The following is a 26,658-nucleotide window of genomic DNA, read 5'->3' as shown; positions in this document are numbered from 1 at the left end:
TAAAAGGGAATATTTTTATGGGGTAAAGGTACAGTTGATTACAACCAAAAATGGTATACCGGTTGAAATTTGTTTTTCACCTGGTAGCGAACATGATGTAGAAGCCTTGCAGAAAATGTTTATGGATCTGCCGCCAGAGAGCTCTTTATTTGGAGACAGTGCCTACACGGCATACCAACTGGAAGGAAGAGCTATACAAAGAAACAGAATTGATAGAGCTGAAGATATGCAGGAAGGCAAACAGCAAAGGAGCAGACAAACCTTATCAGAGGTTTATAAAGAATATCATGAGAAAACGTATAGAAACCACTATTAGTGAAATTGTAGAAATGACACCCCATTCTATTCACGCAGTCACTAAAGATGGATTCTTACTTAAAATATTACTATTCGTTTTAGCTTTTCAAGTAAAAGCAATCGTTTAAAATAGGAAACTTGAATTAATTTACTAAAACGGGTTGTAAAGTGGGAATAAGGCTGGGATCAGGATCGGGATTAGTGCTTACAGTGTAATTACCGGGTGTACCGTCGTATGCCGGCGCAAATTTATAGGCCAATGAATCTCCATCAGGATCAGAAGCTGAGTAATTGAAAGTAAATCCTGTGTTTTTACATACAATGGTCGTATCACTAATGGTAAAAACAGGGCTGCTGTTGGTGCCTACAGGTAATTGCTGTGTGCCGGGAATTTCGGCAGTAAAGGTAGCGCCAACACTGCTGCCTGCTACATTTTGAACCACTGCTCTTGAATAACGAACCCATGAAAGGGTATAGCCTCCTGTATTAATTGGTAATTCTATGGTGCTGCTATAAGTACCTACCTGATAACAAGCCACCGGATTACCGGTTAAGCAGGGATTGATGCCTTGTGTGTTTTGAATTGTGGGTGGATTGCCAGCAAATTGCTGTGCCAGTTTGATAGAGGTAATATAGGTGGCAGTTGCTTTATCATAAATGCCAACCGTTACATTTTCTTCATTCAAGGGTGCTGAATTTGCGGGAGCATTGCACTCTCTGAACAAACGCATGGTAATTAAATATTTAGCCGTGTTGGGTGAGGAGCCAGCACCCTGGTATAAATAGCTTAATTCACCTGCTGCAATATGCACGGCATTTGCATTTTGAACCAGAAAGAGTAATAAAAAACTTATGAATAAATATTTCAGCATATCAACTTCTGCATCAACAATTAGGTGAATAGAATCAGTATTTTATTTTTCAAGCGGATATTGGTTTTTTATATGTACAAAGATGTATTTGCATTTGATAATGCTGCTTATCTGATGAGTACCACTGTTCCCTTTTTATAAATTTTTTTACCTGTAAAATCTATTCCCTCTGCGGTATAAACATACGTACCTGCCGGCTGCATGCTGCCATTATAAGTGCCATCCCAACCTTCCCCAATTTGATTTGTGGTAAAAATAAGTTGCCCCCATCTATTATAAATGCTAAAATATCGTAAATCGGTTATACCAACGGGAATGGGTTTCAGTATATCATTTTTATTATCATGGTTGGGGGTAAAAGCAGTTGGTATAAAAATATCGGGGCCGGTTCTAAAAACTCGAACCCAAAGTTTATCAGCACCGGTGCATCTTGCACTGGTGGTTGCCATTACGGTATATTGAATAGAATCTGTAATTCCGTTAAAGGTTGCAATAGGGTTGGGAATGTTAGGATTACTTAAATAGCTGGTCGGAATCCAGGCATATTGTACTATAATGCCGGTACTATCACTATCATAATTACTGGTAGCCATTAATTGCAAAGGCTGGTTTACTACTACTGCCGTATCATTGCCGGCATTTACTTTAACCGGAGTATACACTGTAACTAAAATAGTATCGGTAACCGGTTTAATACAGCCGGTATCATAACGAACGGTGAGTGTGTAAGGGGTAGTATTGCCCGGTGCAACAATGGGTTGTAAGGTATTGCTGTATAGTATATTTTTATTGGGCGTCCATTCAAATGCGGAGGCATTGGTAGTTGCATTCAACTGTGTTCGTCCTCCAAAACAAATACCTACATCAGGCCCGGCATTGGCTTTGGGATAAGGGTCGGTAATAATACGTGTATAAGCAGTATCCCTGCATTTACCTAAATGAGCGATGAGCCGATAGTTGGTAGAAGTAGTGGGTTGAAATAACGGGTTTTTTAATTTTGGGTTATCTATTCCTGTAGCGGGAAACCATTCATAGCCCAACGCTTCACTTACCGGATATAACCGAAACGTATCATTTAAACAAACCGTTGTATCGGGCACTACTTTTACGGAAATAGAATCTAATACTCGAACGCGAATACTGTCTTTACTCACACAACCATTGTTGTTTACCGTTACCTGATAAGTAGTAGTAATTTTGGGATAAACAAAAGGATTGGGTGTATTGGGATTAATGATATTATAATTAGGTACCCAACTATAAGCGCCAATGCTGGCGGATTGTAGTTGAAGGGTATCAATACTGCAAATCAACGTATCGCGAAAAGGTAACTGCAATGGTGGATTACTATATATAATTACTGATTGTTTGGCAGTGTCAATACAACCTTTATCGCTTTGCGAAATAAGTGTAACATTTACGGTACCTGGGGCAGAATAGGTGTACGATGGGTTTTGTTGTTTAGAACTGGCAGCATTTGAATTGGGATCACCAAAATTCCATTGCCATTTACTAACGGTACCGTATTTTGCCGTACTCTTATCAGTAAATTGAAATGGCCTTAAATAACAATCGCCCTGTACACTAAAATCAGCTTTATATCCCGGATATACCATTACAATAGTACTGTCGGTACCTACACAATCATTAGGTCCGGTAACCGTTAAATGTGCAACAAAACGGCCGGAATACGGATAGGTATATTGCAGGGTAGGTGTGTTGGCCGAGAAGGAAGGATTGGCAGGGTCTCCAACCGTCCATTTATAGGAAAGTATGGAAGAAGACGTGGACTGGTTCTCGAAATAAACAGTATAATCTTTGCAATTTACAATGCTGGAAGGTAAGTCGGCTTCAATAATATCGCAGGATTGTACTTTTAAAATAAAATCTTTTCTATGATACCCAATTTGTTGACCATTCCTGAATTCAGCAATGCAAACATTCACTACATATTGCCCGGCCGGAGGTGCAATACCACTAATAATGCCGGTAACAGGGTCAATGGTTACCTGATTGCCCAATGGCATAGTGCCACTATAACCGCCACCATAAGGTACAGGCGTTAAGGTTAAAAATTGCGATGGTGCCTGATTTTGCCCGGTATTGGGTGCCGAATAAGCATCGCAAAAAGAGTAACTTAACGAATCATTATCGGGGTCCACGGCACTAAAATCCAAATTGAATTTTTTGTTGGCGCAAACCAATGTTGTATCTTTTATTTTGTATTCAGGGCTGCTATTGTGGCCAACGGGCAGGGTATTGGTGCCTGGCAAAAAAGTTACATAATCGCTACCTACATTGTTATTGGTAAGGTTTGAGATATTATCAATACGGCAGCAACCCATTCTGGAAAGTGTATAACCGTTGGCATTAATCGGTAAATCAATTGTGTTGGTATATAATGCAATTTGATAACACACGCTTACATTGCCCACCAGACAGGGAAAATTAGCTGTATTTAACTGAATGGTTGTGATGCCGCCGGTTAATGGCAGGCCCAATGATTTTACCAATGTGGTTCCATCATAAAATCCTACTATCACATTTTCAGATTGCAATAATGGCCCCGTTGAAGCACAGTCTCTAAATAAACGCAAAGTAACCTGATAGCTATTGGTGCCGGGTGTTGTACCAGGACCTAAATATTTATAAAATAATTCACCACCGGCTACATGCCTGGCCCGTGCCAGATGTGCAACTGCCATCAATATTATAATTATCAATAAAATCTTTTTCAAGTGGTATAAAGTTTTATGCTCTATTCACTGCTTCTCATGCTTCGGCAGGATTGTTATATACAGACATTAAAAAACTGTTGATATGCTGATTTACTTTTTCTGTTTCCTCCCACATACCTATGTGGCCTGTTTCAGGAAGAATATACACATAAGAACAGTTGGGCAAATGTGATTGTTGTAATACATCTTCCATAGGTGCAGCTTTATCTTCTGTACCCATAATAAACAAAACCGGGCAACCTGCGTTTTTTAAGACATTGGTTCTGTCTGGCCGCAAACGCATAGCTTCATAATATTGCTGACATGCCTGTGTATTGCTGTTTTTTGCCCGTTCTATTAACAGATCTATTTTTTCGGGATGTGCTGCCTTAAAACGTGCGGCAAATAAATTAGGGATGGTAGTTTTGATAAAAGCATAGGCACCATATTCTTCCATTACCTGGATGCCTTTTAAACGGGTTTCTTTTTTTTCGGCATTGTCTGCAAATGCGGTTGAATGAATGAGTCCAAAACCTTTTAACTGTTCCGGATACAATGCAGCAAATGCTAATGTAATATAGCCCCCTAAACTATGCCCCAACATTACAAAATGGGTGATGTTTTCTTCCTCAATTATTTTTTTGATGGCCTGCGCATAATCTTCCATTTCAACAGCATCTTTTCCTGTTTGCGGTTGTAACATATCGGCATTGCCCGTTCCGGGAATAGATGGTGTAATTACAGTAAAATTATTTTTTAAAAAAGCAACTTGTGCATTCCAAATAGATGCATCTTCTCCAAATCCATGTATTAAGAGTACCACAGGTCCGGCCCCAACTTTGTGATAGGCCAGTTTACCGTTTTTGTAGTTGCAATATCTTTCCATCATACAATTACCTTTTTATCTTCAATTGCCACCATTTGAACAATTGATATAAAATTACCAATAACGCTGCAAATGCCGCCAGTTTGTATAACCAATCGCCCCATTTTACATACAAGGTACTACCGGATGCAGCAGGAATAGGAATATTGAATTTAATTACCGCAGCTTTGTTGTAATCTGTTCGGGTTAAAATTTTGCCCGATGGGTCAATCACTGCACTAATTCCGGTATTGGCACTACGGGCTACAAATTTTCTGGTTTCTATAGCTCTTAAACGGGCATAGGCTAAATGCTGTAAATGACCGGGTGTATTGCCCCACCAACCATCATTGGTGATAATAGTTAATAAATTGGCGCCTTTTTTTACATATTCTGCCACATAAGCACCATATATACTTTCATAACAAATAATAGGTGCCATTTTGTAGGGATTGTTGGTTTCTGAAAAAACCACGGCAGCCGTATCACGGCCATAACCTCCGGTAGTTCCTCCAAATTTTTCAAAAACAGGCCCCATAAAATTTAAAAAGGTAGGCAATGATTCTACACCCGGCACCAATTTGCTTTTGTTATAAAACTGATTGGGGTGGCCTACATTGATGGCAACAGCACTGTTATAGGCATCATAGTATTGTCCATTGGGCATGGCGTGTGCAGTAGGTGTTACTTTTTCATTCCCATACAAAACATAGCTTTCTAACCCGGTTAAAAGGGTAAGATTAGGATGTTGTTGTACAAACTGAAATACAGGTTGGTAAATAGCACTATTATTGAGTTCTTGTTGAATAACCGGTTCGGGCAAAGCTGTTTCGGGCCAAATAACCAATACGGTTTGTGGGTTAATGGCCGAATCGGATAAGTGAATTAAACGTTCTATTTGTGTTTGTGTGGAAAAACTTTCAAATTTTTGGTAGGGGTCAATATTGGGTTGCACAATTACCACATTAGTACTCATATTAGCTGCTTTTATGGTGGGGATAGATAGGTATCCAATCATAAGCGGTAACAGCAAAGTGACCAAAAAAATGCCTGCTAATGGTTTAGAAATGCGTTGACTGGTTTGGTGTATTTGTAACAGTTGAAACAACAAAATATTGACCAATAGAATCCATAATGTTCCACCGCTAACGCCGGTAACTGAATACCATTGCACCCAATTGGGATGGGTAGCAAACACATTGCCGAGCGTTAACCAGGGCCAGCTGAGTTGCCAGTTTAAATGTATCCACTCAAACAGCATCCAGTATACAATCAATGCAACACCGCTATAGAATGGAGTGGTTTTTTTGCGCAGTTTAAAATAGCCCCATAAAGGAATGCACATTAATATAGTATTCGCTATTATGGCAGCAATACTGCCCACATCGGTTGAGTTCCAAATCCACCAGGTGGTACCCACATTCCATATCAACAGGCTCAAAAATGCATAACCTATAAAACTACGGATTTTAGTAGTAGAAGCTGCTATCCAAAGCAAAGGCACAAACGCAAAAAATATACAAAAGGTGAAGGGCGATACCGGCCAGGATGCTACCAACAGCAGGCCACTTGCCATACTTAAAAAAAACAGTTGACTCTTTTTCAAACAAAATATATTTTTTCGCTCGAAAGTTCGGTTTTTTTTTGAAAGTGCCTGTTTTTTTAAGTTAAGTGGTCATTATTTTTAGTTGTGGTTCGTGCGTCAGAGTAATGCAAGTTTTTTTGCTTTAGGAATCAACAGGTTGTTTTCAATTTGCAGGTGCTCCCCTAAATTTTGATACAAATCTTTTAATGCGATGAAACTGAGCTGAAAAGTTTTACAGGCTTGCGGAGGTGTAGTAAAATTTTGCGTAAGCGTTTTTATTTTTTCCATTAAATCATCAGAATGGTCATGTTCTTTTTCTAAGATGCGCAATAATTTATCTAATTCTGACATGGTATTTTCCTGATTGTCTGTTGGTTGTTTTTTTTCCAAAGCTGTAATGGCCGGAAAAAGCTTTGATTCTTCATAAATTAAATGTGCAGAAATTTCATCTTTCCACATCTCAAAAAAGAAAAACACATCTAATAAAAATGGAAATTTTTCACCATGTTTATTGGCTACTTTTTCTAATTGCCCCAATAACACGGGTAACTGCATTTTTAAATAGGCGTGGTAATTATTGAGAATATAATTGATGAGTTCTGTTAATGAAAGCTGGCTCAAATCGCTGCTGTTGTTATTTGGCTTGAATGCCAATACTTTTTGAATAGCATTTGCTATTACGGAAGCAGGTATTTGTTGGATAGCACAAACCTCGGCCAATGTTTTTTTGCTCAGATGACAATAGTCAACATGAAATTTTTCCAGTACTGCACCTGTTGCCGGCGATTGTGCTACAATGGAAAAAAGTGGTTCTGACAAAATGTTTTCCATAGCTTTTTTTGCAAAGCTACAATGGTAAGAAAGTACAAACTATGATTAAAGTCAGTATGTACGTTTGTTTTTAAAATTTAACCCAAAAATTCCGGCCATTAATACCAGCGCAGCAAAAAGCAATGCTTCATTCGTATATGGAACAGCGTGGTAAGATAAATCTGCAATTCCTTCTATCATCAATAGCAATTCATTGAGTAAAATACCGGCAATAAATACAATCATACCTTTTTTGATACTCGGAGTGAGTATGATTATTTCTGAAACCAAACAATGCGCAATAATGTACAAGGAAATTACCCCCAACAAAACCAAATGCAAATAGCCAATAACAATTGGCCTAAAGCCATAAGTTAAAGTGCTTAATGCAGGAATGGCTGAACCTAATTGCAACAACAACTTTATGCTAAATGCAATGGCTACCAGAAATAATACAATTTTTGTAAACTGTGGCATCTGTGTTAAGAGTTGTTTTTTGTTTTGCAGTATAATTTGTAGCATCATTATCCAGGCAATTACCTGGGCAAATGCAGCGGCTACCACCAGCCAATAAACGATGGTTGGAATGGGTATCCATGGTGCTGACAGAAAATAATCTGGTACACAGGAACCCGCAAAAAGATAAAATAACCATTTTAATTTTTCTGTATTCATGCCACTTTGCTCTAATAAATGATTCCATAAACCCAAACAGGCAAATAAAAACCATCCATTATATTGAAAGTGGAGAAAAAAATATACAGAAGCCAAATAATTGTTCTGTTCAATATGTTGGGTAGCCATCATATAGGCTAAGGCAAAAACACCAATAGAAGAAAGTGCATTGAATAAAACCGCAGCTTTAAAATAGGCGTGTGTGGTACTATACCACTGAATTTTTTTTACATCCTTCCAATATAAAACTGCAAAAACATAACTTACTATAATAGAAAGGGTAGAGAAAGTGATAGAAGCTGCAGCATACCCTTCAAAAGGGAAAGTAAACAACATGCCATAAGCAGCCATTAAATTAGCCCATAAAACCGGTTTGTATTTTTTAAAAGCATGCGGGTTTTGATGATGGGCTAAATATTGCACCAATAACGTCATTAATGCCATACTAACCCAGCCTGTAAATGCAAAATGCGAGTGGGCATGTAATAAATATTTTTGATTTACAACAGGCAGTGCGTAAGCAATCTTATACCGAAGCGTTACGCCGATGATGGCTACAATCAATAAGTTGAACAAACTAACGGATATCCATTTTTGTGTGGCATCTTTCATAGCGTTGCAAAGTAAAAACAGCATTTTGTGTGCCGATATGATTTCAATCATGCCAAAGTATAAAATATTTTAAACATTCATGATTGTTGTAAATAAAATGTTTGTTTACAGGCACATTATCAGAAATATACTTTTCCTTTTGCTATGGCCAATTTTCCTTTATCCTGTAATTGGCGAATACTTCTGATAACCGTTTCTACGCGAAGGCCTGTCATATCGGCTATTTGCTGGCGGGTTAGTTGTACCATATTGCATTTGGGGCAAAAAAATTTTTTATTGTTTTTGAAGTAAGTTAACAGGCTGCATATTTTTTCTTCTGGTTTGTTATTCGCCAGTTCTTTCGACATTAAGAATTTAAATCTTAATCTTTTGGCTAATAATTTCGAAAACATAAAATGAATTTCCGGTTCTTCTTTTATTAATTGGTGAAAATGATGTTTTTGTAATCTTAAAATAATACTTTCTTTATTCGAAACTGCAGTGGCAGCGTATGGTCCCTCATCAAATAACGACAGTTCACCAATGGGTTCGCCGGGTTCAATCATATCCTGAATAAATTCTTTTCCTTCCTCATTGATATTGATCCATCTTACAGAACCTTCAACTAATTGATAATAAAAATGACATTCATCTCCTTCACGGAAAATCACTTCATTAGCTGCTGTTTTTTTGTAGGTAGCCCCAAAAGAAAGTAATAAGTCTGCATCTATCATGGTATGTTGATTCTGGTGAAGTATAAATTTAGATGCCACACTGTGCCCTAAATATGATATTAAGCAGTTGGGCACATGATTTTCGTCATGTTTTTTTGAATTGTTCAATCGAAGCATCTGCTGAAATATTGATGTACAAAGGGTTTTAATAAAAATCTGCAATTATCATTTTTCCTGCAATTCGGGTTGATAAATGCAATATGATTCTACGCATAAAACGGTGCCATCACGCTTTGTAATCTTGTGTTGAAAAAAATCATTATTGTCCGACAAAACTTAACTAAAAAATCGCTGTAATCCTTTGTTGTAAATGATTACAGGCTAAAAAATGATTGTTTCAAAATTGGAGGTAGTACCCCATCTTTTGAAATCGGCTGAAATATGTTTCTGTAAAGGGTTTGGACCATTATTTTACAATTTTAGTCGGACAACAATGAAAAAAAATAAAAAGTTTGTTACATCCCGTTCTTTCAACACTTAACTAAACAATACAATTTAAATTTAAAATTAACATGAAAAAGCTGATTATTTTAAGCATTTTTGGATTATTGATGGTTGCCTGCAGCAATTCAGGCGAAAAAAATGAAACAACTGCAAATACTTCCGGCAGTGCTGCCACTTCAGAAACGGCTTCAAGTAACAATCCATCTTACGATCCCAACAGGGGAGAGGGCAAATTCACCCATGTGGAGGTGAGTTCTACGCTTGATGCAGCGATGGCAGAAGCAGGCAATAAAGTGTACACCGTTAAATGCAGTGCCTGCCATAAACTAACCGGTGAAAAGTTAGTTGGTCCCGGTTGGAAAGGTGTTACACAACGCCATACACCGGAGTGGATTATGAATTTTGTTACCAATACAGATGATATGCTAACAAAAGATCCCAAAGCACAAGCCATGCTTGAAATTTGTCTGGTACGTATGCCTAACCAACATTTAACTGATCAGGAAGCCAGAGAAGTGTATGAGTTTATGCGTAAAAATGATGGTGTAAAATAACCCAATTTTCATTTATAAAATTTAACAAATATGAAAAAGAATAACTTTTTTAACTATGCATGGATATCTCTGCTTGTAATGGGCGGTCTTTTTTCATGCAAACCCAAAAATACCAGTGATGCCGTAAGTGGCGATGCTGCACAAAGTGTATATGTAGCACCGGGAAAATACGATGAGTTTTACAACTTTGTATCCGGTGGTTTCAATGGCCAGTTAAGCGTTTACGGATTACCTTCGGGCCGCTTACTGAAAATTGTACCCATTTTTTCTGTTTTTCCTGAAAACGGATATGGTTATAGTGAAGAAACCAAACCCATGCTCAATACATCGCATGGTTTTGTACCTTGGGATGATCAGCACCATTTGGAATTATCGCAAACCAATGGCGAAATAGATGGTCGCTGGATTTTTGCCAATGCCAATAATACCCCTCGTGTAGCAAGAGTTGATTTAACTACATTCAAAACTGCTGAAATTTTGGAATTGCCCAATAGTGCAGGTAACCACTCCTCACCGTTTATTACAGAAAATACCGAGTATGTGGTAGCAGGTACCCGCTTTGCAGTACCGATGGATAATGATAATGGAGATGTGCCCATTAATTCATACCGCAAAAATTTTAAAGCATCCATTAGTTTTATTAGTGTAGATAAAAATTCCGGCAATATGAATCTGGCATTTCAATTGCAGGTACCTCCGGTTGATTTTGATTTGAGTCATGCCGGAAAAAATAAATCGCACGACTGGTTTTTCTTCTCCTGCTATAATACCGAGCAAGCCAATACACTATTAGAAGTGAATGCATCACAACGCGATAAAGATTTTATTTTGGCAGTAAACTGGAAAAAATTAGAAGAATATGCCAAACAAGGTAAAGGCAAAACAGAAGCAGTTCAATATGCACACAATGTGTATGATGAAAACAAACACATGGCCACTTCTACTATTGAAAAACAAGTACTGGTGTTAGATGCTAAAGATTTGAAAGATGTTTGTTATTTTATTCCCTGTCCTAAATCGCCACACGGGTGTGATGTAGACCCTTCAGGTGAATATATTGTTGGTAGTGGCAAATTAGCCGCATTAATTCCGGTATTTAGTTTCGATAAAATTCAACAAGCTATTACCAATAAAAAATTTATTGGTGATTATGATGGCATTCCGGTAATTGAATATGAAGCTGCATTGTATGGTGAAGTTAAAAAACCAGGTTTAGGCCCATTGCACACAGAGTTTGATGGAAGAGGTAATGCTATTACCACCATGTTTGTTTCTTCAGAAATTGTAAAATGGAATATTAAAGATTTAAAAGTAATTGACAGAGAACCTACTTATTACTCACCCGGCCACTTATGTATTCCAGGTGGGGATACCAAAAAACCAAATGGTAAATATGTAATTGTATATAATAAAATTACTAAAGACAGGTATTTGCCAACAGGTCCCGAACTGGCACAGGCAGCGCAGTTGTTTGATATTAGTGGAGATAAAATGAAATTACTACTCGATTTTCCTACCGTTGGTGAGCCACACTATGCACAAGCGGTAGCCGCTTCACTCATCAGAGATAAATCAGTAAAATATTTCGATATCAATAAAAATCAAAATCCTTATGTAACAAAAGGTGAAGCTGATTCAAAAGTGGTGCGTAATGGCAAGCGTGTAGATATTTATATCACGCAAATTCGTTCACATTTTTCACCCGATAATATTGAAGGTATAAAAGTGGGAGATGAGGTATACTGGCATGTTACCAACCTGGAGCAGGATTGGGATCTACCGCATGGTTTTGCCATTAAAGGTGTGCCTAATAATGCTGAATTACTGGTTATGCCCGGTGAAACACAAACCTATAAATGGAGTCCTGAAAAACCCGGTATATATCCATTTTATTGCACCGATTTTTGCAGCGCACTGCATCAGGAAATGCAGGGTTATGTAAGAGTTTCTCCTGCAAATAGCAACGTGTCGCTTACTTTTAGCACAGGTAAAAATATTCCTGATGCTGCAACGGCACCCCCTTTGCTCGATAAATAATCTCACCCCTATTCTAAAGCCAACTACCGGAATATATCACGATTCCGGTAGTTTATTTCTTTAAATTTTTTATCATGGCCAATCATTTCCATATCTCAAAAATTAGTCGTATTCTTCTGACAATAGGCGGTATTGCATTATTAATCATAGTAAAAGTGCCCATGTGGCGTATCGATTTATCGGCACCACAATATCCGGAAGGATTAAGTATGTTTATTTATCCCAATCATTTGGGCGGTAATCTTGATATCATTAATGGTTTAAACCATTATATTGGAATGAAACATTTACGGACTGAAGATTTTTTTGAATTTTCTATGCTGCCGGGTATTATAGTTGGTTTTGCTGTTTTGTTTTTTATTGCTGCTTTTTTTGGAAAAAGATGGATGGTGCAAACATTGATTGTTTTATTTGTATTATTTGGCATTGTTGCGATGTTTGATTTTTGGAGATGGGAATACAATTATGGCCACAACCTCAATCCGGAAGCGCCGATTATTGTGCCGGGTATGGCTTATCAACCACCATTCATTGGGTTTAAACAGTTGCTGAATTTTGGTGCGTATTCAATTCCCGACTTGGGCGGATGGCTTTTTGTAGGCGTGGGTTTATTGTTGTTGGGTGTTAATATTAAAGAATGGATGGATGTAAAAAAAATAGCTAAAACTCTTCGTCAGCCCGCTACCACTATGGTTGCTACAATGGCTTTTTTATTTTTTTCTTGCAATACAAAACCTACTCCATTAGTTGTTGGAACGGATATGTGCAGTTATTGTAAAATGCCCTACAGCGATAATCGCTTTGGTGCTGAATTAATTACCCGAAAAGGAAAGATATATAAGTTTGATGATGTGCATTGTATTGTTACTTTTATACATGATCATACCGCCGAAACCGAAAATGGGAAAATTTATTTTGTAAATTTTGAAAATGGCCATCAACTCATTCCTGCTGAAAATACTGTTTTAATTAAAAGTGATCAATTGCATAGCCCCATGAATGGGGATATTGCTGCCTTCAACAATGTTGCTGATGCTAAACAGGCCCTTGAAAAATATACAGGTACTGTAATGGAATGGAATGAAATGATAGCTATTCCCAAACCTTGAAATATAGAAAGGCCAAAGCATGTTACCTGAATTTTTTTGTAATATTTTATAAAACATGAAATCTTTTTTATTGTGCATAGGCTTCATGTGGTGTGTGTATTGTATCCCCATTCATGCTGCAATCATTTATGTTGGCAAGGGCCATGCATATGTTAGTATACAACAGGCTGTAACCGCAGCAAAAAATGGCGATACTGTTTGGGTGGCTCCGGGTATTTATAAAGAAAAAAATATTATTATCGAAAAGTCGCTTGTTTTATTGGGCAAAAATTATCCGGTTATTGATGGAGAACATACATACCAGATGATTTCAGTAAGGGCTAATGGGGTAACCATAAAAGGATTTAAATTAATACACTCCGGCACATCCAGCCTTATTGATATTGCAGGTATTAAAATTTACGATGTAAAAAATATTAATATTGAAAACAATGTATTAGAAGATACTTTTTTTGGGATTTATTTACAGGGTGCTACTAATTGTACCATAAAAAATAATCGTTTAACTGCTTATGCTAAAACCGATCAGCAAAGTGGCAACGGTATTCATTGCTGGAAATGTGACAGCTTAAGCATTATTGGTAATGCGGTAACCGGCCATCGTGATGGTATTTATTTTGAGTTTGTAACCAATTCGCTGATTTGGAAAAATCGGTCAATCAAAAATTCGAGATACGGGTTGCATTTTATGTTTTCGCACAATGATGCCTATATCGCCAATATATTTCAAAATAATAGTGCCGGTGTTTCTGTAATGTTTACACATGGTGTTAAGATGTTTAATAATGTATTTGAAGATAATTGGGGCGATGGCTGTTATGGTATTTTTTTAAAAGAAATTACCGATAGCCATATTTCCGGAAACACTTTTCTAAGGAATACCACTGCTATTTTTTTTGAAGGTGCCACCCGTGTGTTGGTTGAAAAAAATACATTCATAAAAAATGGATGGGCTGTTAAAATTCAGGCTAACAGTATTCAAAATACCATTAAGCATAATAATTTTTTAGCCAACAGTTTCGACATTGCTACCAATGGCTCGTTGGTTGAAAATACTTTTAACAAAAATTATTGGGATAAATATGAAGGGTACGATTTGAATAAAGATGGTGTTGGCGATGTTCCCTATCATCCGGTAAGTATGTTTTCAATGATTGTTGCTGAAAATCCTACGGCAATGATTTTGTTTAGAAGTTTTATGGCCACACTTTTCGATAAAACAGAGAAAATTTTACCCAGTTTAACGCCTGAAAATTTAGTGGACAAATTTCCATATATGAAACCTTTACGATTATGATTATTGCAACCAATGTTACTAAAAAATTCGGCAGGCTTACGGTATTAAGCAATGTATCGGTAAACTGTAATAAAGGCGAATGCATTGCATTAATTGGCCCAAATGGCAGTGGTAAAACTACTTTAGTAAAAAGCATATTGGGTATGGTAGTTCCTGATAGTGGTTTTATAACATTTAACGGACTAAACATTTTACACAATTGGCAATACCGCAGACATATTGGCTATATGCCGCAAATTGGTCGATATCCGGAAAATATGACCATCCGACATGTATTTACCATGATGAAAGATATACGTAAAGCAGAACAGCACGAGCCATTAGATGAAGAACTGTTACACTCATTTGGATTACCTGGCATCATGGAGAAACGGATGCGTACCCTTTCAGGGGGAACCACACAAAGGGTTAGTGCTGCACTGGCTTTTTTATTTAATCCGGATGTGTTAATTCTGGATGAGCCTACTGCCGGTTTAGACCCCATAGCTTCTGAAATATTGAAAGAAAAAATTGTAAAAGAAAAAGAGCGCGGCAAATTAATCATCATTACTTCTCATATTTTAAGTGAGTTGGATGATTTGGTTACACAGGTTATTTACATGCAGGATGGGAACTTGTTGTTTCACAAATCTTTGCAAAATCTACAAAAAGATACTGGTGAAACAAAATTGTCAAGAGCCATTGCTTTTATTATGAAAAATAAATAAGGAATATTTAATGATTGAAAGAACCATTTAACCATGATAAAAATTATAAAATATGTTATTGCAGATATTCTGCGTAATAAAATAGTGATTGCTTATACTATTTTTTTACTGGCTATTGGTATGAGTGTTTTTAATTTAGAAGACAATACAACCAAAGGCTTGTTGAGTTTATTGAATATTGTATTAATAGTGGTACCGTTGGTGTGTATTATTTTCTCAACCATTTATATTTACAATAGTGCTGAATTTGTAGAGTTATTGGTTAGTCAGCCATTACAACGAAAACATATCTGGTTAAGTTTATTCAGTGGTATAGCACTGGCATTAACACTTGCATTTTTTATAGGTATTGGTATACCGGTTTTACTTTACTCTTTTACTGCTACCGGTTTAATATTGGTAGGGGTGGGTTTATTGTTAACTACCATATTTGTGGCCATTGCTTTATTGGCTGCGGTGCATACCCGCGATAAAGCCAAGGGTATTGGTATTGCAGTATTATTGTGGTTGTATTTCTCTTTATTATTTGATGGGTTGATTTTATTTATTTTATTTCAATTTTCCGATTATCCTTTAGAAAACTTAATGTTGGTTTTAAGCGCTTTGAATCCGGTGGATATGGGCAGAATATTAATTCTTCTCAAAATGGATATTTCGGCGCTAATGGGTTACACCGGTGCTATTTTTCAGAATTTTTTTGGAACTACAACAGGTATTATATCCACTTTACTGGTGATGCTTTTGTGGATAGTATTGCCGATTGGTTTTTCTTTAAGAAAATTTAAGCGAAAGGATTTATAAAATGGAAGTTGCCGGGAAAATATGCACCGAAATTTTGAATAGCAAAACAAATCATTAATTGTATTGTTACTGATATTTTTTCATGAAAAAAGATATTGAAAATAGAAATGATATTGAACTGCTGGTCAATACTTTTTATGCAGCAGTAAAAAAGGATGCCCTGTTGTGGCCCTATTTTGCTGCTTTATTGGAAGCACAATGGCAGAAACATTTGGAACGCCAATATTTATTTTGGGAAAATGCTTTGTTTTATACCGGTGGTTATTTAGGAAACCCATTGCAAAAGCATAGAAAAATTCATCAAAAAAAAATGATTGAAAACAAACATTTTAAACGTTGGCTTGATTTATTTTTTTCAGTTACAGATAGTTTGTTTGAAGGTGAGAAAGCCGAATTAGCCAAGCAAAGAGCCTATAACATTGCCGTTGTAATGAAGCTGAAATTAGATGACCAGACAGGTGTTCATGAAAACTAACAAAAAATATTTTAAATAAGAAAGCCCCTTTTTTAAAGAGGCTTTGATGCGTTGTATTGTTGCAGTACAAGTGTGCGACGCAACAGAAGCATTATAGTAGTACCATTAGCCGGGTACATACAATTATTTTCTGCTATAGTTGGGTGCTTCCTTGGTAATATCAATATCGTGTGCATGGCTTTCCTTCATACCGGCATTGGTAATTTTGATGAAAGTGGCATTTTGTAAGGCCTTAATATTGGCTGCGCCGCAATAACCCATTCCTGCTCTTAAACCACCTACAAACTGGTAAACAATTTCACTTAGATTGCCTTTATAAGCCACTCTCCCTTCAATGCCTTCGGGAACAAATTTTTTAATATCATCTTCCACATCCTGAAAATAGCGGTCGCCGCTGCCCTGGCTCATGGCAGCAAGACTGCCCATACCTCGGTATTCTTTAAATTTACGGCCTTCGTATATAATGGTATCGCCAGGGCTTTCTTCCACACCTGCAAATACACTGCCCATCATCACTGTATTGGCACCGGCAGCCAGTGCTTTTACCATATCGCCGGTATAACGAATGCCTCCATCGGCAATACACGGTATACCCTTTGCTTTTAGTGCCCGGCTTACTTCCATAATGGCGGTTAATTGTGGCACACCTGCTCCGGCTACAATTCTTGTTGTGCAAATAGAGCCGGGCCCAATTCCTACTTTTACACAATCGGCGCCGGCATCGGCTAATGCTTCGGCACCTTCGGCGGTACCAACATTGCCTGCAATAATTTGTAAATGTTTAAAATTTTTACGAAGACTTTTTAACGCTTCAATTACACCTTTGCTATGTCCATGTGCACTGTCTAATGTAACTACGTCAACGCCCACCAGTATTAATGCCTCTGCACGTTCCAATACATCTTTGGTAATGCCTAAAGCGGCCCCAACCAGCAATCTGCCATAGCCGTCTTTCACTGCATTGGGGTTATTGGTTAATTGCAATATATCGCGGTACGTAATTAAGCCAACTAATTTCCCCAGTTTGTTTACAACGGGTAATTTTTCAATTTTATAGTTGCGTAAAATAGTAGCAGCTTTTTTTAGATCGGTTCCTTCCGGTGCGGTAATCAGATTTTCTTTGGTCATTACTTCTGCAACCTTTCTGGTGTTGTCTTTTTCAAAACGCAAATCACGGTTCGTTAATATACCCACTAATTTTTGCTGATTATTTACGATAGGAATACCTCCAATTTTATTTTCTTTCATTAGCTTTAAGGCATCGCCAATGGTGGCATCTACCAGCAATGTAACCGGGTCAATAATCATCCCGCTTTCACTGCGTTTTACCTTGCGTACCTGTTCAGCCTGCTTTTCTATACTCATGTTTTTGTGTAGAATGCCCAATCCGCCTTCACGAGCCAGTGCAATAGCTAAATTAGCTTCTGTAACTGTATCCATTGCTGCGGAAAGCATAGGTACATTGAGTATAATTTCTTTGGTTAAATGACTGGAAATATCAACTTCACGAGGTAGTACCTGGCTGTATGCAGGCATTAATAAAACATCATCGAAAGTTAAACCTTCGCCAAACAGGCGGGAAGCCGGGACGGAATTGCCGGAGTTTTTTTGTGTTGCCATGTGCAAAGATAGGGTACCATGCTATTACGATACAAATTTGAATGGATAAAAATATAGGAGAGTATGGTATGATTAATTTAAACGATACATTTTCCCCGGTAATGCTGTAATGACATTTTGTAATTCTAAATTGAGTATGGCTGCTGCAACACTGCTACTGCTTAAGCCACTATGCAGGTATAACGCATCAATGGGTAGCGTATCTTTTTGCTGTAGAAGGCTTACTAAAATTTTTTCTTCCTCCGTTAAATCAATAAATAAACTTCTTTGTGCGGGTGCTTTTATTTTTTTGGTTTGCCAACCCAATTCATCCAGCAATTGTGCGGCACTTGTAAAAATAATGGCTTTGTTTTGTTGAATTAATTTTAGGCAGCCACTGCTTTTATTATCAGTTATTTTTCCCGGTACTGCAAATACATCCCGATTGTAAGTGTAGGCCAGTTCCGCGGTGATCATACTGCCGCCTTTAGTTGCAGTTTCTATAACAATAGTGGCATCACTCATGCCTGCAACAATACGGTTTCGTTTGGGAAAGTTGTGTTTATCTGCAATTACTGTACAGCCAAACTCAGTTAGTAAACCGCCCAGCTGCAACATTTCTTTTGCCAATGATTTGTGTTGTTTTGGATAGATTGAACTTAAACCATGTGCCAGCACACCAACGGTGGGCAATTGCTGTTGCAGTGCTGCACGATGTGCAATACTATCAATACCAAATGCTAATCCACTGGTAATTAATACCTGATACGGTTGCAGTTCAGCCACAATTTGTTCTGTTATATTTTTTCCGTATTCGGTATGCAGGCGGGTACCAATGATGCTAATGACTTTGCTGTGATTTAAATCGGCGTTGCCTCTGTAAAATAATACAGATGGCGCATCATAGCAATGCATTAAACGCTGCGGATAGGCAGGGTTCCACAAGGTTAATATTTGAATATGGTGTTTTTGGCAAAATTCAATTTCCTGGTTTGCCTGCTCAAAATCTTTAAAGCCTTTAATTGCTTTTGCTCTTATTTCGCCAATTCCTTCAACATGTGCCAATTCTTTTTTTGATGATTTGAAAACCTGTTGTGCATTGCCAAAATGCTCTATCAATTGTTTGCCCTGCACAGCCCCAATGCCCTGTACCTGTGTTAAGGCAATTTCATAAACCAGTTCATCTAACATAAAAGCAATATTGTTTTGAATAACTAATATAATTTCTTTTTACTAAATGATTGAGTATAATTACATGCCGGTAATAATAAATGTGGTTCTCCGGTTTTTCATTCTGCCTGCTTCAGTGGTATTGTCGGCAATAGGATTGGCTGAACCATAACCTTTGTACGACAATCTTCTGTAATCAATTCCATGTATGGCCAAATAATTGGCAACTGCCTTGGCTCGTAAGGTTGAAAGCGTAATATTATCGGTTTCTTTACCGGTATTGTCGGTATACCCTTGCACTTCAATGGCAACCGATAGATTGTCGTTTAAAAAATCAATCACTTTATTCAATTCAATGGCATCTTGTGGTAACAACTCGTAAGAGTTGATGTTGAACTGAATGTTTTTGAAGGTGAAGCCGGCATTTTTGGTAATGGGTTGCAATGAAATATTTTTTTGATAGGTGCTATCTGCATGGTGTTGTTGCATGTTAAACAATTCGCTGTACAGTAAATAACCTTTTCTGTTCACTACGAAAGTATAATTGCGGCCTACCGGAAGCGGTACAAAGTATTTGCCCAATTCATCCACTTTTATTTGCATGGCCGGTTTGCCGCTATGGTTATCTATCAGTTCAATAGAACAGGGAATGCCTTTTTGCGTAACCGCATCTAATACTGCACCTTTTACAAACAGGGTTTTTAAGGGTTTAATATGAGGAGAAATGGTGAACGAATATAAATCCAATCCGCCACGGCTATCGCTTCTGTCGCTGGCAAAATAACCGGTGGTGCCTAACGAATTGATGGTGATGCTTCCTTCGTTTTCAATCGTATTGATGGGGTAGCCTGCATTTTTGGGTTTGCCCCAGTGTCCGGTACTATCTTTACGCATGATAAATAAATCGGTACCCCCATAGCCGGGTAAACCATCGCTGGTATAGTAAAAAGTTTGATTATCGGCATGAATATATGGGTAAGCATCATCACCGGCAGAGTTAATGGCCGGACCCATGTTGGTAGCCGGTCCCCATTGTCCATTGGGTTGGCGAATACATTGGTACAAATCTCTTCCTCCATAACCACCGGGGCGATTACTGCTGAAGTATAAAATATGATTATCGGGACTCAATGCCGGTGAACTATCCCAATATTCCGAGTTTACATTGGGGCCAAGGTTCTCGGGTTCACTCCAGCCTTGTGGTGTCCAGTAAGAAATATACAGATCAAAATTGCCAAAGCCATTTTTAAAATTACCTGCAAAAATAAGCCAGTCGCCATTTGCTGAAACGGTAATGGCGCCTTTGTAAGGTTCAATATTAATATCACCTTTTACTAATTCGGCTTTTGAAAATTTTTTATTGCGCATTACGCTTTGATAAAAGTTTTCAGAAACGCCATCGCCTCTTCGTGTAAATATGAGCAGGCTGTCATCAATGGTTAAGGTAGGGTAATATTCTGATTGCGGTGAGTTAACACTGTCGCCTAAATTCTTCGGGGCAAAGGCGGTTACGTTATTCATTGGATGTTCCTTTGCATATTGAATGGCAAATGCATAACATTGTTGCCGATAAAGGCCGCTTTTTCGGCTTCGTTCATTTAAATCTGGAATGGCCAGAAATGCATCAATAGCATTGGCTGCATCATTAAAACGGCCTAAACCCGCTAAATTAATAGAGTAGGGCAGATTGTAGGGAAGAAAGTAAACACTATCTGCATTTTTTACTTTTTCATAGTATTGTATAGCCAATGGATAATTTTTTAATTCGCCATATACACCAGCCAATGAAAGCCAGGCATCTAAAAAGGTAGAATCTTTTTCCAATACTTTGTGTAAAACAGGAATGGCATCTTTAACATATCCATCGTTTAAATATTGCATGGCTTTATTGTATTCCTCACGAATGGAACGGCTGCTGTTTGCAGGATGGTATGTTTGCGCAGGAAGTTCAGCAGCAAGTAGGCAGGTAATATAGAGGAAGCAAAATTTCATTGGGATATTTGTATTTTTTATGCAAATGAAAGATACTAAAAACCGTACACAGATTGTGCAATATGATATCCGGATGCGGTTTTCTGTTCACGAAAAGGGAAGATCGGATATGTTATGAAATTATCTTGTTCAAATCAGGGAACGTGAATGTATTTGTGCAATTGCAGACTAAGTTCCCATTGGGGATGTTGTTGAATGTATTCAATAATCAAGGGTGTAACGGTAGCAGCTTTATCCCATTCTGGCTGTAGGTATAGTTTACAATTGGGGTTGGTTTGCCGGGCATAGGTTTCGGCCCATTTAAAATCATGCTGATTAAAAATCACCACTTTCAACTCACTGGCCAAAGACACAATTTCGGGTAGGGGTGCTTTGAATTTTTTGGGTGAAAGGCATATCCAGTTCCAGTTGCCGCTTAGGGGCGATGAGCCTGAAGTTTCAATATTGGTTACAAAACCGACATTTTGCAATGCAGTAGTTAGTGCATCTAAAGGATGTAATAAAGGTTCACCACCGGTTACAACACAAAGCGCATTATGTACGGCGCCAGCCTGCTTGGTTACCTCTTCTACTGCTTTTTGCACAATGGCATCAATGGTGTATAGCGGATGTTTGGCGGCATCCCAACTTTCCTTTACATCGCACCAAACACAACCCACATCACAACCGCCCAAACGAATAAAATAAGCGGCATGCCCCTGGTAATACCCTTCTCCCTGAAGGGTATAAAAACTTTCCATAACCGGCAATTGTTGCATTGTTTGTTGCAATTGAGTTACTTTATTAAATAATAATTTTTTGAATAAGTACTTTTTTTTATGCTGTTACATTGTTTAAATAAGCTTGCAGGGTATTGGTTAATAAGCCTGCAATGGTCATTAATCCAACACCCCCGGGTACCGGTGTAATGGCGGTTGTTTTAGGTGCTACTTCATTAAAGGCAACATCGCCTTTAATACGAAAACCTTTTTTTGCAGTAGCATCTTCCACTCTGGTAATACCTACATCAATTACAATGGCACCGGATTTTACCATATCGGCAGTAACAAATTCGGGTTTGCCAAGTGCAGCTACCAAAATATCGGCCTGCAAACAAATGGCTTTCAAATTTTGTGTTTGTGAATGGGCAATGGTTACAGTGCAATTGCCATAAGGAATATTACTGCTGAGTAAAATACTCATAGGGCGCCCTACAATATTGCTGCGCCCCATCACAACTGCATGTTTGCCTTTGGTTTGTATATGAAAATGTTCTAACAACAGCATAATGCCATATGGGGTGGCTGGTATAAAACCGGGTAATCCCTGTACTAACTTACCTGCATTAACCGGGTGAAAACCATCTACATCTTTAGCAGGATGAATGGTTTCAATTACTTTTTGTTCGCTAATATGTTTGGGGAGAGGTAATTGCACCAAAATGCCATCTACTGTATGGTCATGGTTCAACTTTTCAATGGTTTGTAATAAGGTTGCTTCATCAACTGATGCATCGAGACGAATGAGTAACGATTCAAAGCCTGTTTCTGCACAATTTTTTACCTTGCTAGCTACATAAGTTTCGCTGGCGCCATTGCTGCCTACTAAAATTGCTGCCAGTTTCGGAGGGCGATGCCCATTTGCTGTAAAGTTTGCAACCTGCGCTTTCAGTTTGTCTTTTACGGCCTGTGCCGCAATTTTCCCGTCTAATACTATCATGCGGCAAAGGTAATTTTAAATAATTGCGTATAAAAACGAAAAATCGCTTTTCAAAAAAACAAGAAAACAAACCAATGTTTGTATTTATTTTTTCAATATTTATTTGTATTTAATTTGAAAAATTTAATTTGATAAATAATTGAAAATGAATGATTTGTTGAAAAAATATTTACTTTTTTGGAAAAACAGATTACTATGTAGAAAAATATTTTAATCAAATTCTAATCTCTCTTTGCAGCATTTTTGAATGTATTCTGTCCTTATATTTGACCATTGTTATAATTTAACAAATGCTTAATGGCATTTTTGAGGGTATAACAAGTCATTAACAAATTTTAGAAAATTAAAACGAAACACATGAGAAAATTGCTATCATTAGCTGTGGTGCTTTTGTTGGGTGTGTCAACTCTGTTTGCGCAGACACATTTGGTAAAAGGACGCATTTTGGATGGTGACGGAAAGCCTGTTGATGGGGCTACTGTCCGCGTTAAAAAAGGCAATGCCGCAACGGCAGCCGATGCGCAGGGTAATTTTAAAATTGAAGCCAAAGCAGGCGATGTGCTTGTCATTTCAGCCGTAAATTTTGGAACAAAAGAAGTTAAATTAGGCAATGAAACCGATGTGGCCGTTACATTGGCACGTCAAAGTTCTCAATTAGATGAAGTAGTAGTAACCGCAATGGGTATTAGACGGAGTAGAAATGCACTCCCTTATGCTGCCCAGGAAGTAGGCGGCGATGAGGTAAGCAAAACTCGTAATTCTAACTTTGTGGATGGCTTATCCGGTAAAGTTGCCGGTTTGCAAATTACACAACCCACTGCTTTAGGTGCCTCTACCAATGTGGTGTTAAGAGGTATTAAATCTATCTCTCAATCTAATCAGGCTTTATTTGTCGTAGATGGTGTTCCTTTTGATAATACATCTTCTGCTTCCGGCGGTCAAAGAGCCGGACGGGGTGGTTATGATTACGGTAGCAATGCCGCCGATTTAAACCCCGATGATATTGCCTCTATCTCGGTATTAAAAGGTGCTGCAGCTTCTGCCTTATATGGCTCCAGAGCAGCCAATGGTGTTATTTTAATTACCACAAAAAAAGCCAAAAGAGGCTTGGGTGTTACCGTAAATGCGGGTGTTAATGTAGGTTCTTACGATAAAAGCACTTTTGTGAAATACCAACACGAATATGGCGCTAACTATGGTTCAGGTCCTGAAATTGGTGGTGCATACCCTTACGGTTATGGTTCACCCGATGGGAACTTTTTATATGCACCTTTGCCGCAGTTTGGTCAGAATTCTCCACAACTGATCGTGCCCACAACTGAAGATGCCTCTTATGGTGCGAAATTTAATCCCAATTTATTGGTATACCAATGGGATGCATTTGCCAATTACCCCGGCAATCCGAATTATGGTAAACCAACACCATGGGTAGCTGCCAAGAATGACCCTTCTACCTTTTTTGTAAATCCGGTATCTTACAATACCAGTGTATATATTGATGGGGGTGGTGAAAACGGTTCTTTTAAATTAGGCTATACCCGTACCAGCGATAATGGTATTTTGCCCAATAGTAACATTACCAAAAACATGTTCAATTTTGGTGCAACCCATAACTTAACCAAAGATTTAACCGTGGGCGGTACCATCAACTATTCTGAAATCAGTGGGTTGGGCAGGTATGGTACAGGTTACACTTCAAACAACATCATGTCTAATTTTAGACAGTGGTGGGAAATGAATGTGGATATTAAGCAACAAAAAGCCGCTTACTTTAATTCAGGTGGTAAAAATGTTACCTGGAATATGACCGACCCTGTAAATGGCAATACTAACCCTATATATTGGGATAATGTATACTTTGTGCGCTATCAGAATTATGAACAAGATAGCCGGCAACGTGTATTTGGTAATGCTTATATCAACTATACACCTTCTAAGAGCATTACTTTATTGGGCAGGGTTTCCATGGATACTTATAATTCTTTACAGGAAGAAAGAGATGCCATTGGTTCAGTAAATGTGCCTTTCTATTCCAGAAACAACATCAACTACAAAGAAATTAACTACGATTTCTTAGCTACTTACAATAAAGATTTATCTACCAACTTTAACTTTAAGGCATTGGTGGGTGCCAACTTAAGGCAGGATACTTATTCCAGCATTTTTGCATCTACCAACGGCGGTTTAAATCTGCCGAACTTCTATGCTTTATCTAACTCAGTAAACCCTATTAATGCGCCTGTAGAGGCATTGTTGGAAAAAGAAGTAGGGGGTGTATTTGCCGGTGCAACATTAACCTATAAAGATATGTTGACTTTAGATGGTACAGTTCGTCGCGACCAATCTTCTACTTTACCTGCCGGTAACAATGCCTATACATATCCGGCCATTTCCGGTAGCTGGGCATTTTATAAAATGATTGACAATGCGCCATGGTTATCATTTGGTAAGGTTCGTTTAAACTATGCGGAAGTGGGTAATGATGCCCCTTATCATAGTGTATTGAATACATACACTATTAACTCTCCGTTTAACGGAAATGCATTGGTATCGCTACCTACAGTCAATAACAACCCCAATTTAAAACCGGAAAGAACCAAAAGTTTTGAAACCGGTTTGGAAATGGCGTTCTTTAAAAATCGGTTAGGTTTTGATTTCACTTATTTCACTTCTAAAACCTTCGATTTAATTACACAGGTTAATACTTCTGGTGCAACTGGCTATTTGAGTCAGTATGTAAATTTTGGTTCCATTCAAAACAATGGTATTGAATTGTCCATCAATGGTACCCCCATCAGAACACGTAATTTTTCATGGGATATCAATGTAAACTGGAGCAAAATCAATAACAAAGTATTGTCTCTCTTCAATAACCAGAAAAACCAGGTATTACAATCCTATCAGGGCGGAGTTTCTGTAAATGCAACCGTAGGTCAGCCTTTCGGAACCATTCAGGGAAATGACTTTGTGTATACCAACGGACAAAGAACCGTTGGTAGCAATGGTTATTATTTAAAGGATAATAAAACAACTGATATTATTGGTAATGCTACACCTAATTGGACCGGTGGTATCAACAACAGCTTCCATTACAAATCATTTACCTTAAGTTTCCTGATTGATATGCGCCAAGGGGGTAGTGTATTCTCATTAGATACCTATTATGGTTTTGCAACCGGCCTCTATGATATAACTGCAGGCTTAAACGATTTGGGTAATCCTTCCCGTAATTCCTTAGCCAACGGTGGTGGTATTATTTTAAAAGGAGTAACTGCCGATGGTAAACCCAATACAAAAAGGGTTGATAATAGTGGAAATGGGTATGGATTATATGGATACTACCGAAATCCTGCCAGAGCCTTTGTTTATGATGCCAGCTTTGTTAAATTAAGAGAACTGAATATTTCTTATTCATTACCTCAAAAAGCTGTTGAAAAAATGAAGCCCATTAAAGGAATTGATTTTGCTATTGTGGGAAGAAATTTATGGATTATCAGCAAAAATGTTCCTTATGCCGATCCTGAAGATGGTTTGGGTGCAGGCAATGCACAAGGCTATCAGAGTGGTTCATATCCTGCTGTACGCAATATCGGCTTCAATGTTAAATTCAAATTCTAAAATCAGGTATT

The 26,658-nt window shown here is 37.9% G+C and carries 21 protein-coding genes; 9 read left to right on the top strand and 12 right to left on the bottom strand.

The annotated features are described in order from the left end of the window. A partial coding sequence (locus EO766_RS10540) for a transposase (protein ID WP_287101004.1) occupies positions 1–316 on the top strand: 316 nt, incomplete at its 5' end. A 124-nt stretch (positions 317–440) separates the two neighbouring features. Here the strand turns inward: EO766_RS10540 and EO766_RS10535 are convergent. The 7 genes from EO766_RS10535 to EO766_RS10505 form a co-directional block, all read right to left on the bottom strand. Next, a complete protein-coding gene (locus EO766_RS10535) occupies positions 441–1,169 on the bottom strand; it encodes a hypothetical protein (RefSeq protein ID WP_074420077.1) in 729 nt (242 codons plus the stop codon). Positions 1,170–1,276: 107 nt separating this feature from the next. Then, complete coding sequence (locus EO766_RS10530; RefSeq protein WP_143439394.1) at positions 1,277–3,907, bottom strand: PKD domain-containing protein; 2,631 nt, start codon at positions 3,905–3,907, stop codon at positions 1,277–1,279. A gap of 34 nt (positions 3,908–3,941) precedes the next feature. Further along, positions 3,942–4,775 carry an alpha/beta fold hydrolase gene (locus EO766_RS10525; protein ID WP_074420079.1) on the bottom strand — a complete coding sequence of 278 codons (834 nt, stop codon included), beginning with the start codon at positions 4,773–4,775 and terminating at the stop codon, positions 3,942–3,944. 4 nt (positions 4,776–4,779) lie between these two features. Continuing rightward, positions 4,780–6,357, bottom strand: a complete 1,578-nt coding sequence (lnt, locus tag EO766_RS10520) for an apolipoprotein N-acyltransferase (RefSeq protein ID WP_143439395.1) — start codon at positions 6,355–6,357, stop codon at positions 4,780–4,782. A gap of 96 nt (positions 6,358–6,453) precedes the next feature. After that, positions 6,454–7,167: a hemerythrin domain-containing protein gene (locus tag EO766_RS10515; RefSeq protein ID WP_074420081.1), complete on the bottom strand. Its 714-nt coding sequence runs from the start codon at positions 7,165–7,167 to the stop codon at positions 6,454–6,456. A 51-nt stretch (positions 7,168–7,218) separates the two neighbouring features. Beyond that, entirely contained in the window at positions 7,219–8,484 is a 1,266-nt protein-coding gene (locus EO766_RS10510) for a hypothetical protein (RefSeq protein ID WP_143439396.1), read from the bottom strand. A 68-nt stretch (positions 8,485–8,552) separates the two neighbouring features. Continuing rightward, complete coding sequence (locus tag EO766_RS10505; protein WP_074420096.1) at positions 8,553–9,146, bottom strand: Crp/Fnr family transcriptional regulator; 594 nt, start codon at positions 9,144–9,146, stop codon at positions 8,553–8,555. 512 nt (positions 9,147–9,658) lie between these two features. Here EO766_RS10505 and EO766_RS10500 point away from each other — a divergent pair. From EO766_RS10500 to EO766_RS10470, 7 genes are all read left to right on the top strand, one after another. Further along, a complete protein-coding gene (locus EO766_RS10500; protein ID WP_074420083.1) occupies positions 9,659–10,144 on the top strand; it encodes a c-type cytochrome in 486 nt (161 codons plus the stop codon). Between the two features lie 30 nt (positions 10,145–10,174). Then, complete coding sequence (nosZ, locus tag EO766_RS10495) at positions 10,175–12,181, top strand: Sec-dependent nitrous-oxide reductase (RefSeq protein ID WP_074420084.1); 2,007 nt, start codon at positions 10,175–10,177, stop codon at positions 12,179–12,181. A gap of 74 nt (positions 12,182–12,255) precedes the next feature. Then, positions 12,256–13,290 (top strand): nitrous oxide reductase accessory protein NosL, encoded by a 1,035-nt coding sequence (locus tag EO766_RS10490; RefSeq protein ID WP_074420085.1) that lies wholly within the window; start codon positions 12,256–12,258, stop codon positions 13,288–13,290. A gap of 55 nt (positions 13,291–13,345) precedes the next feature. Continuing rightward, positions 13,346–14,587, top strand: a complete 1,242-nt coding sequence (locus EO766_RS10485) for a nitrous oxide reductase family maturation protein NosD (protein ID WP_074418520.1) — start codon at positions 13,346–13,348, stop codon at positions 14,585–14,587. After that, positions 14,584–15,294 (top strand): ABC transporter ATP-binding protein, encoded by a 711-nt coding sequence (locus EO766_RS10480; protein ID WP_074420086.1) that lies wholly within the window; start codon positions 14,584–14,586, stop codon positions 15,292–15,294. Before EO766_RS10485 ends, EO766_RS10480 begins: the two co-directional genes overlap by 4 nt. 33 nt (positions 15,295–15,327) lie before the next feature. Continuing rightward, positions 15,328–16,095 carry an ABC transporter permease subunit gene (locus EO766_RS10475; RefSeq protein ID WP_074419657.1) on the top strand — a complete coding sequence of 256 codons (768 nt, stop codon included), beginning with the start codon at positions 15,328–15,330 and terminating at the stop codon, positions 16,093–16,095. Between the two features lie 82 nt (positions 16,096–16,177). After that, entirely contained in the window at positions 16,178–16,570 is a 393-nt protein-coding gene (locus EO766_RS10470) for a group III truncated hemoglobin (protein ID WP_074418523.1), read from the top strand. A 123-nt stretch (positions 16,571–16,693) separates the two neighbouring features. Here the strand turns inward: EO766_RS10470 and guaB are convergent, their stop codons facing one another. The 5 genes from guaB to EO766_RS10445 form a co-directional block, all read right to left on the bottom strand. Continuing rightward, positions 16,694–18,190, bottom strand: coding sequence for an IMP dehydrogenase (guaB, locus tag EO766_RS10465; RefSeq protein ID WP_074418524.1), 1,497 nt, complete (start codon positions 18,188–18,190; stop codon positions 16,694–16,696). 72 nt (positions 18,191–18,262) lie between these two features. Continuing rightward, on the bottom strand, positions 18,263–19,360 hold the full coding sequence (gene dprA, locus EO766_RS10460; RefSeq protein WP_074420087.1) for a DNA-processing protein DprA: 1,098 nt from the start codon (positions 19,358–19,360) through the stop codon (positions 18,263–18,265). 60 nt (positions 19,361–19,420) lie between these two features. Next, positions 19,421–21,331, bottom strand: coding sequence for an OmpA family protein (locus EO766_RS10455; protein WP_074420088.1), 1,911 nt, complete (start codon positions 21,329–21,331; stop codon positions 19,421–19,423). A gap of 134 nt (positions 21,332–21,465) precedes the next feature. Then, positions 21,466–22,101: a 7-carboxy-7-deazaguanine synthase QueE gene (locus EO766_RS10450; protein WP_287101000.1), complete on the bottom strand. Its 636-nt coding sequence runs from the start codon at positions 22,099–22,101 to the stop codon at positions 21,466–21,468. Between the two features lie 46 nt (positions 22,102–22,147). Next, positions 22,148–23,029, bottom strand: coding sequence for a bifunctional 5,10-methylenetetrahydrofolate dehydrogenase/5,10-methenyltetrahydrofolate cyclohydrolase (locus EO766_RS10445; RefSeq protein ID WP_074420090.1), 882 nt, complete (start codon positions 23,027–23,029; stop codon positions 22,148–22,150). A gap of 357 nt (positions 23,030–23,386) precedes the next feature. On the opposite strand from EO766_RS10445, the gene EO766_RS10440 reads away from it, so the two are divergent. Further along, positions 23,387–26,647: a SusC/RagA family TonB-linked outer membrane protein gene (locus EO766_RS10440; RefSeq protein ID WP_074420091.1), complete on the top strand. Its 3,261-nt coding sequence runs from the start codon at positions 23,387–23,389 to the stop codon at positions 26,645–26,647. The last annotated feature ends 11 nt before the right edge of the window (positions 26,648–26,658 follow it).

This window comes from Hydrotalea sp. AMD, assembly GCF_004100315.1.
Classification (GTDB): Bacteria; Bacteroidota; Bacteroidia; order Chitinophagales; family Chitinophagaceae; genus Hydrotalea; species Hydrotalea flava.
The sequence above is the reverse complement of the archived record's forward strand: the minus strand, read 5'-3'. Positions and strand labels throughout refer to the sequence as shown.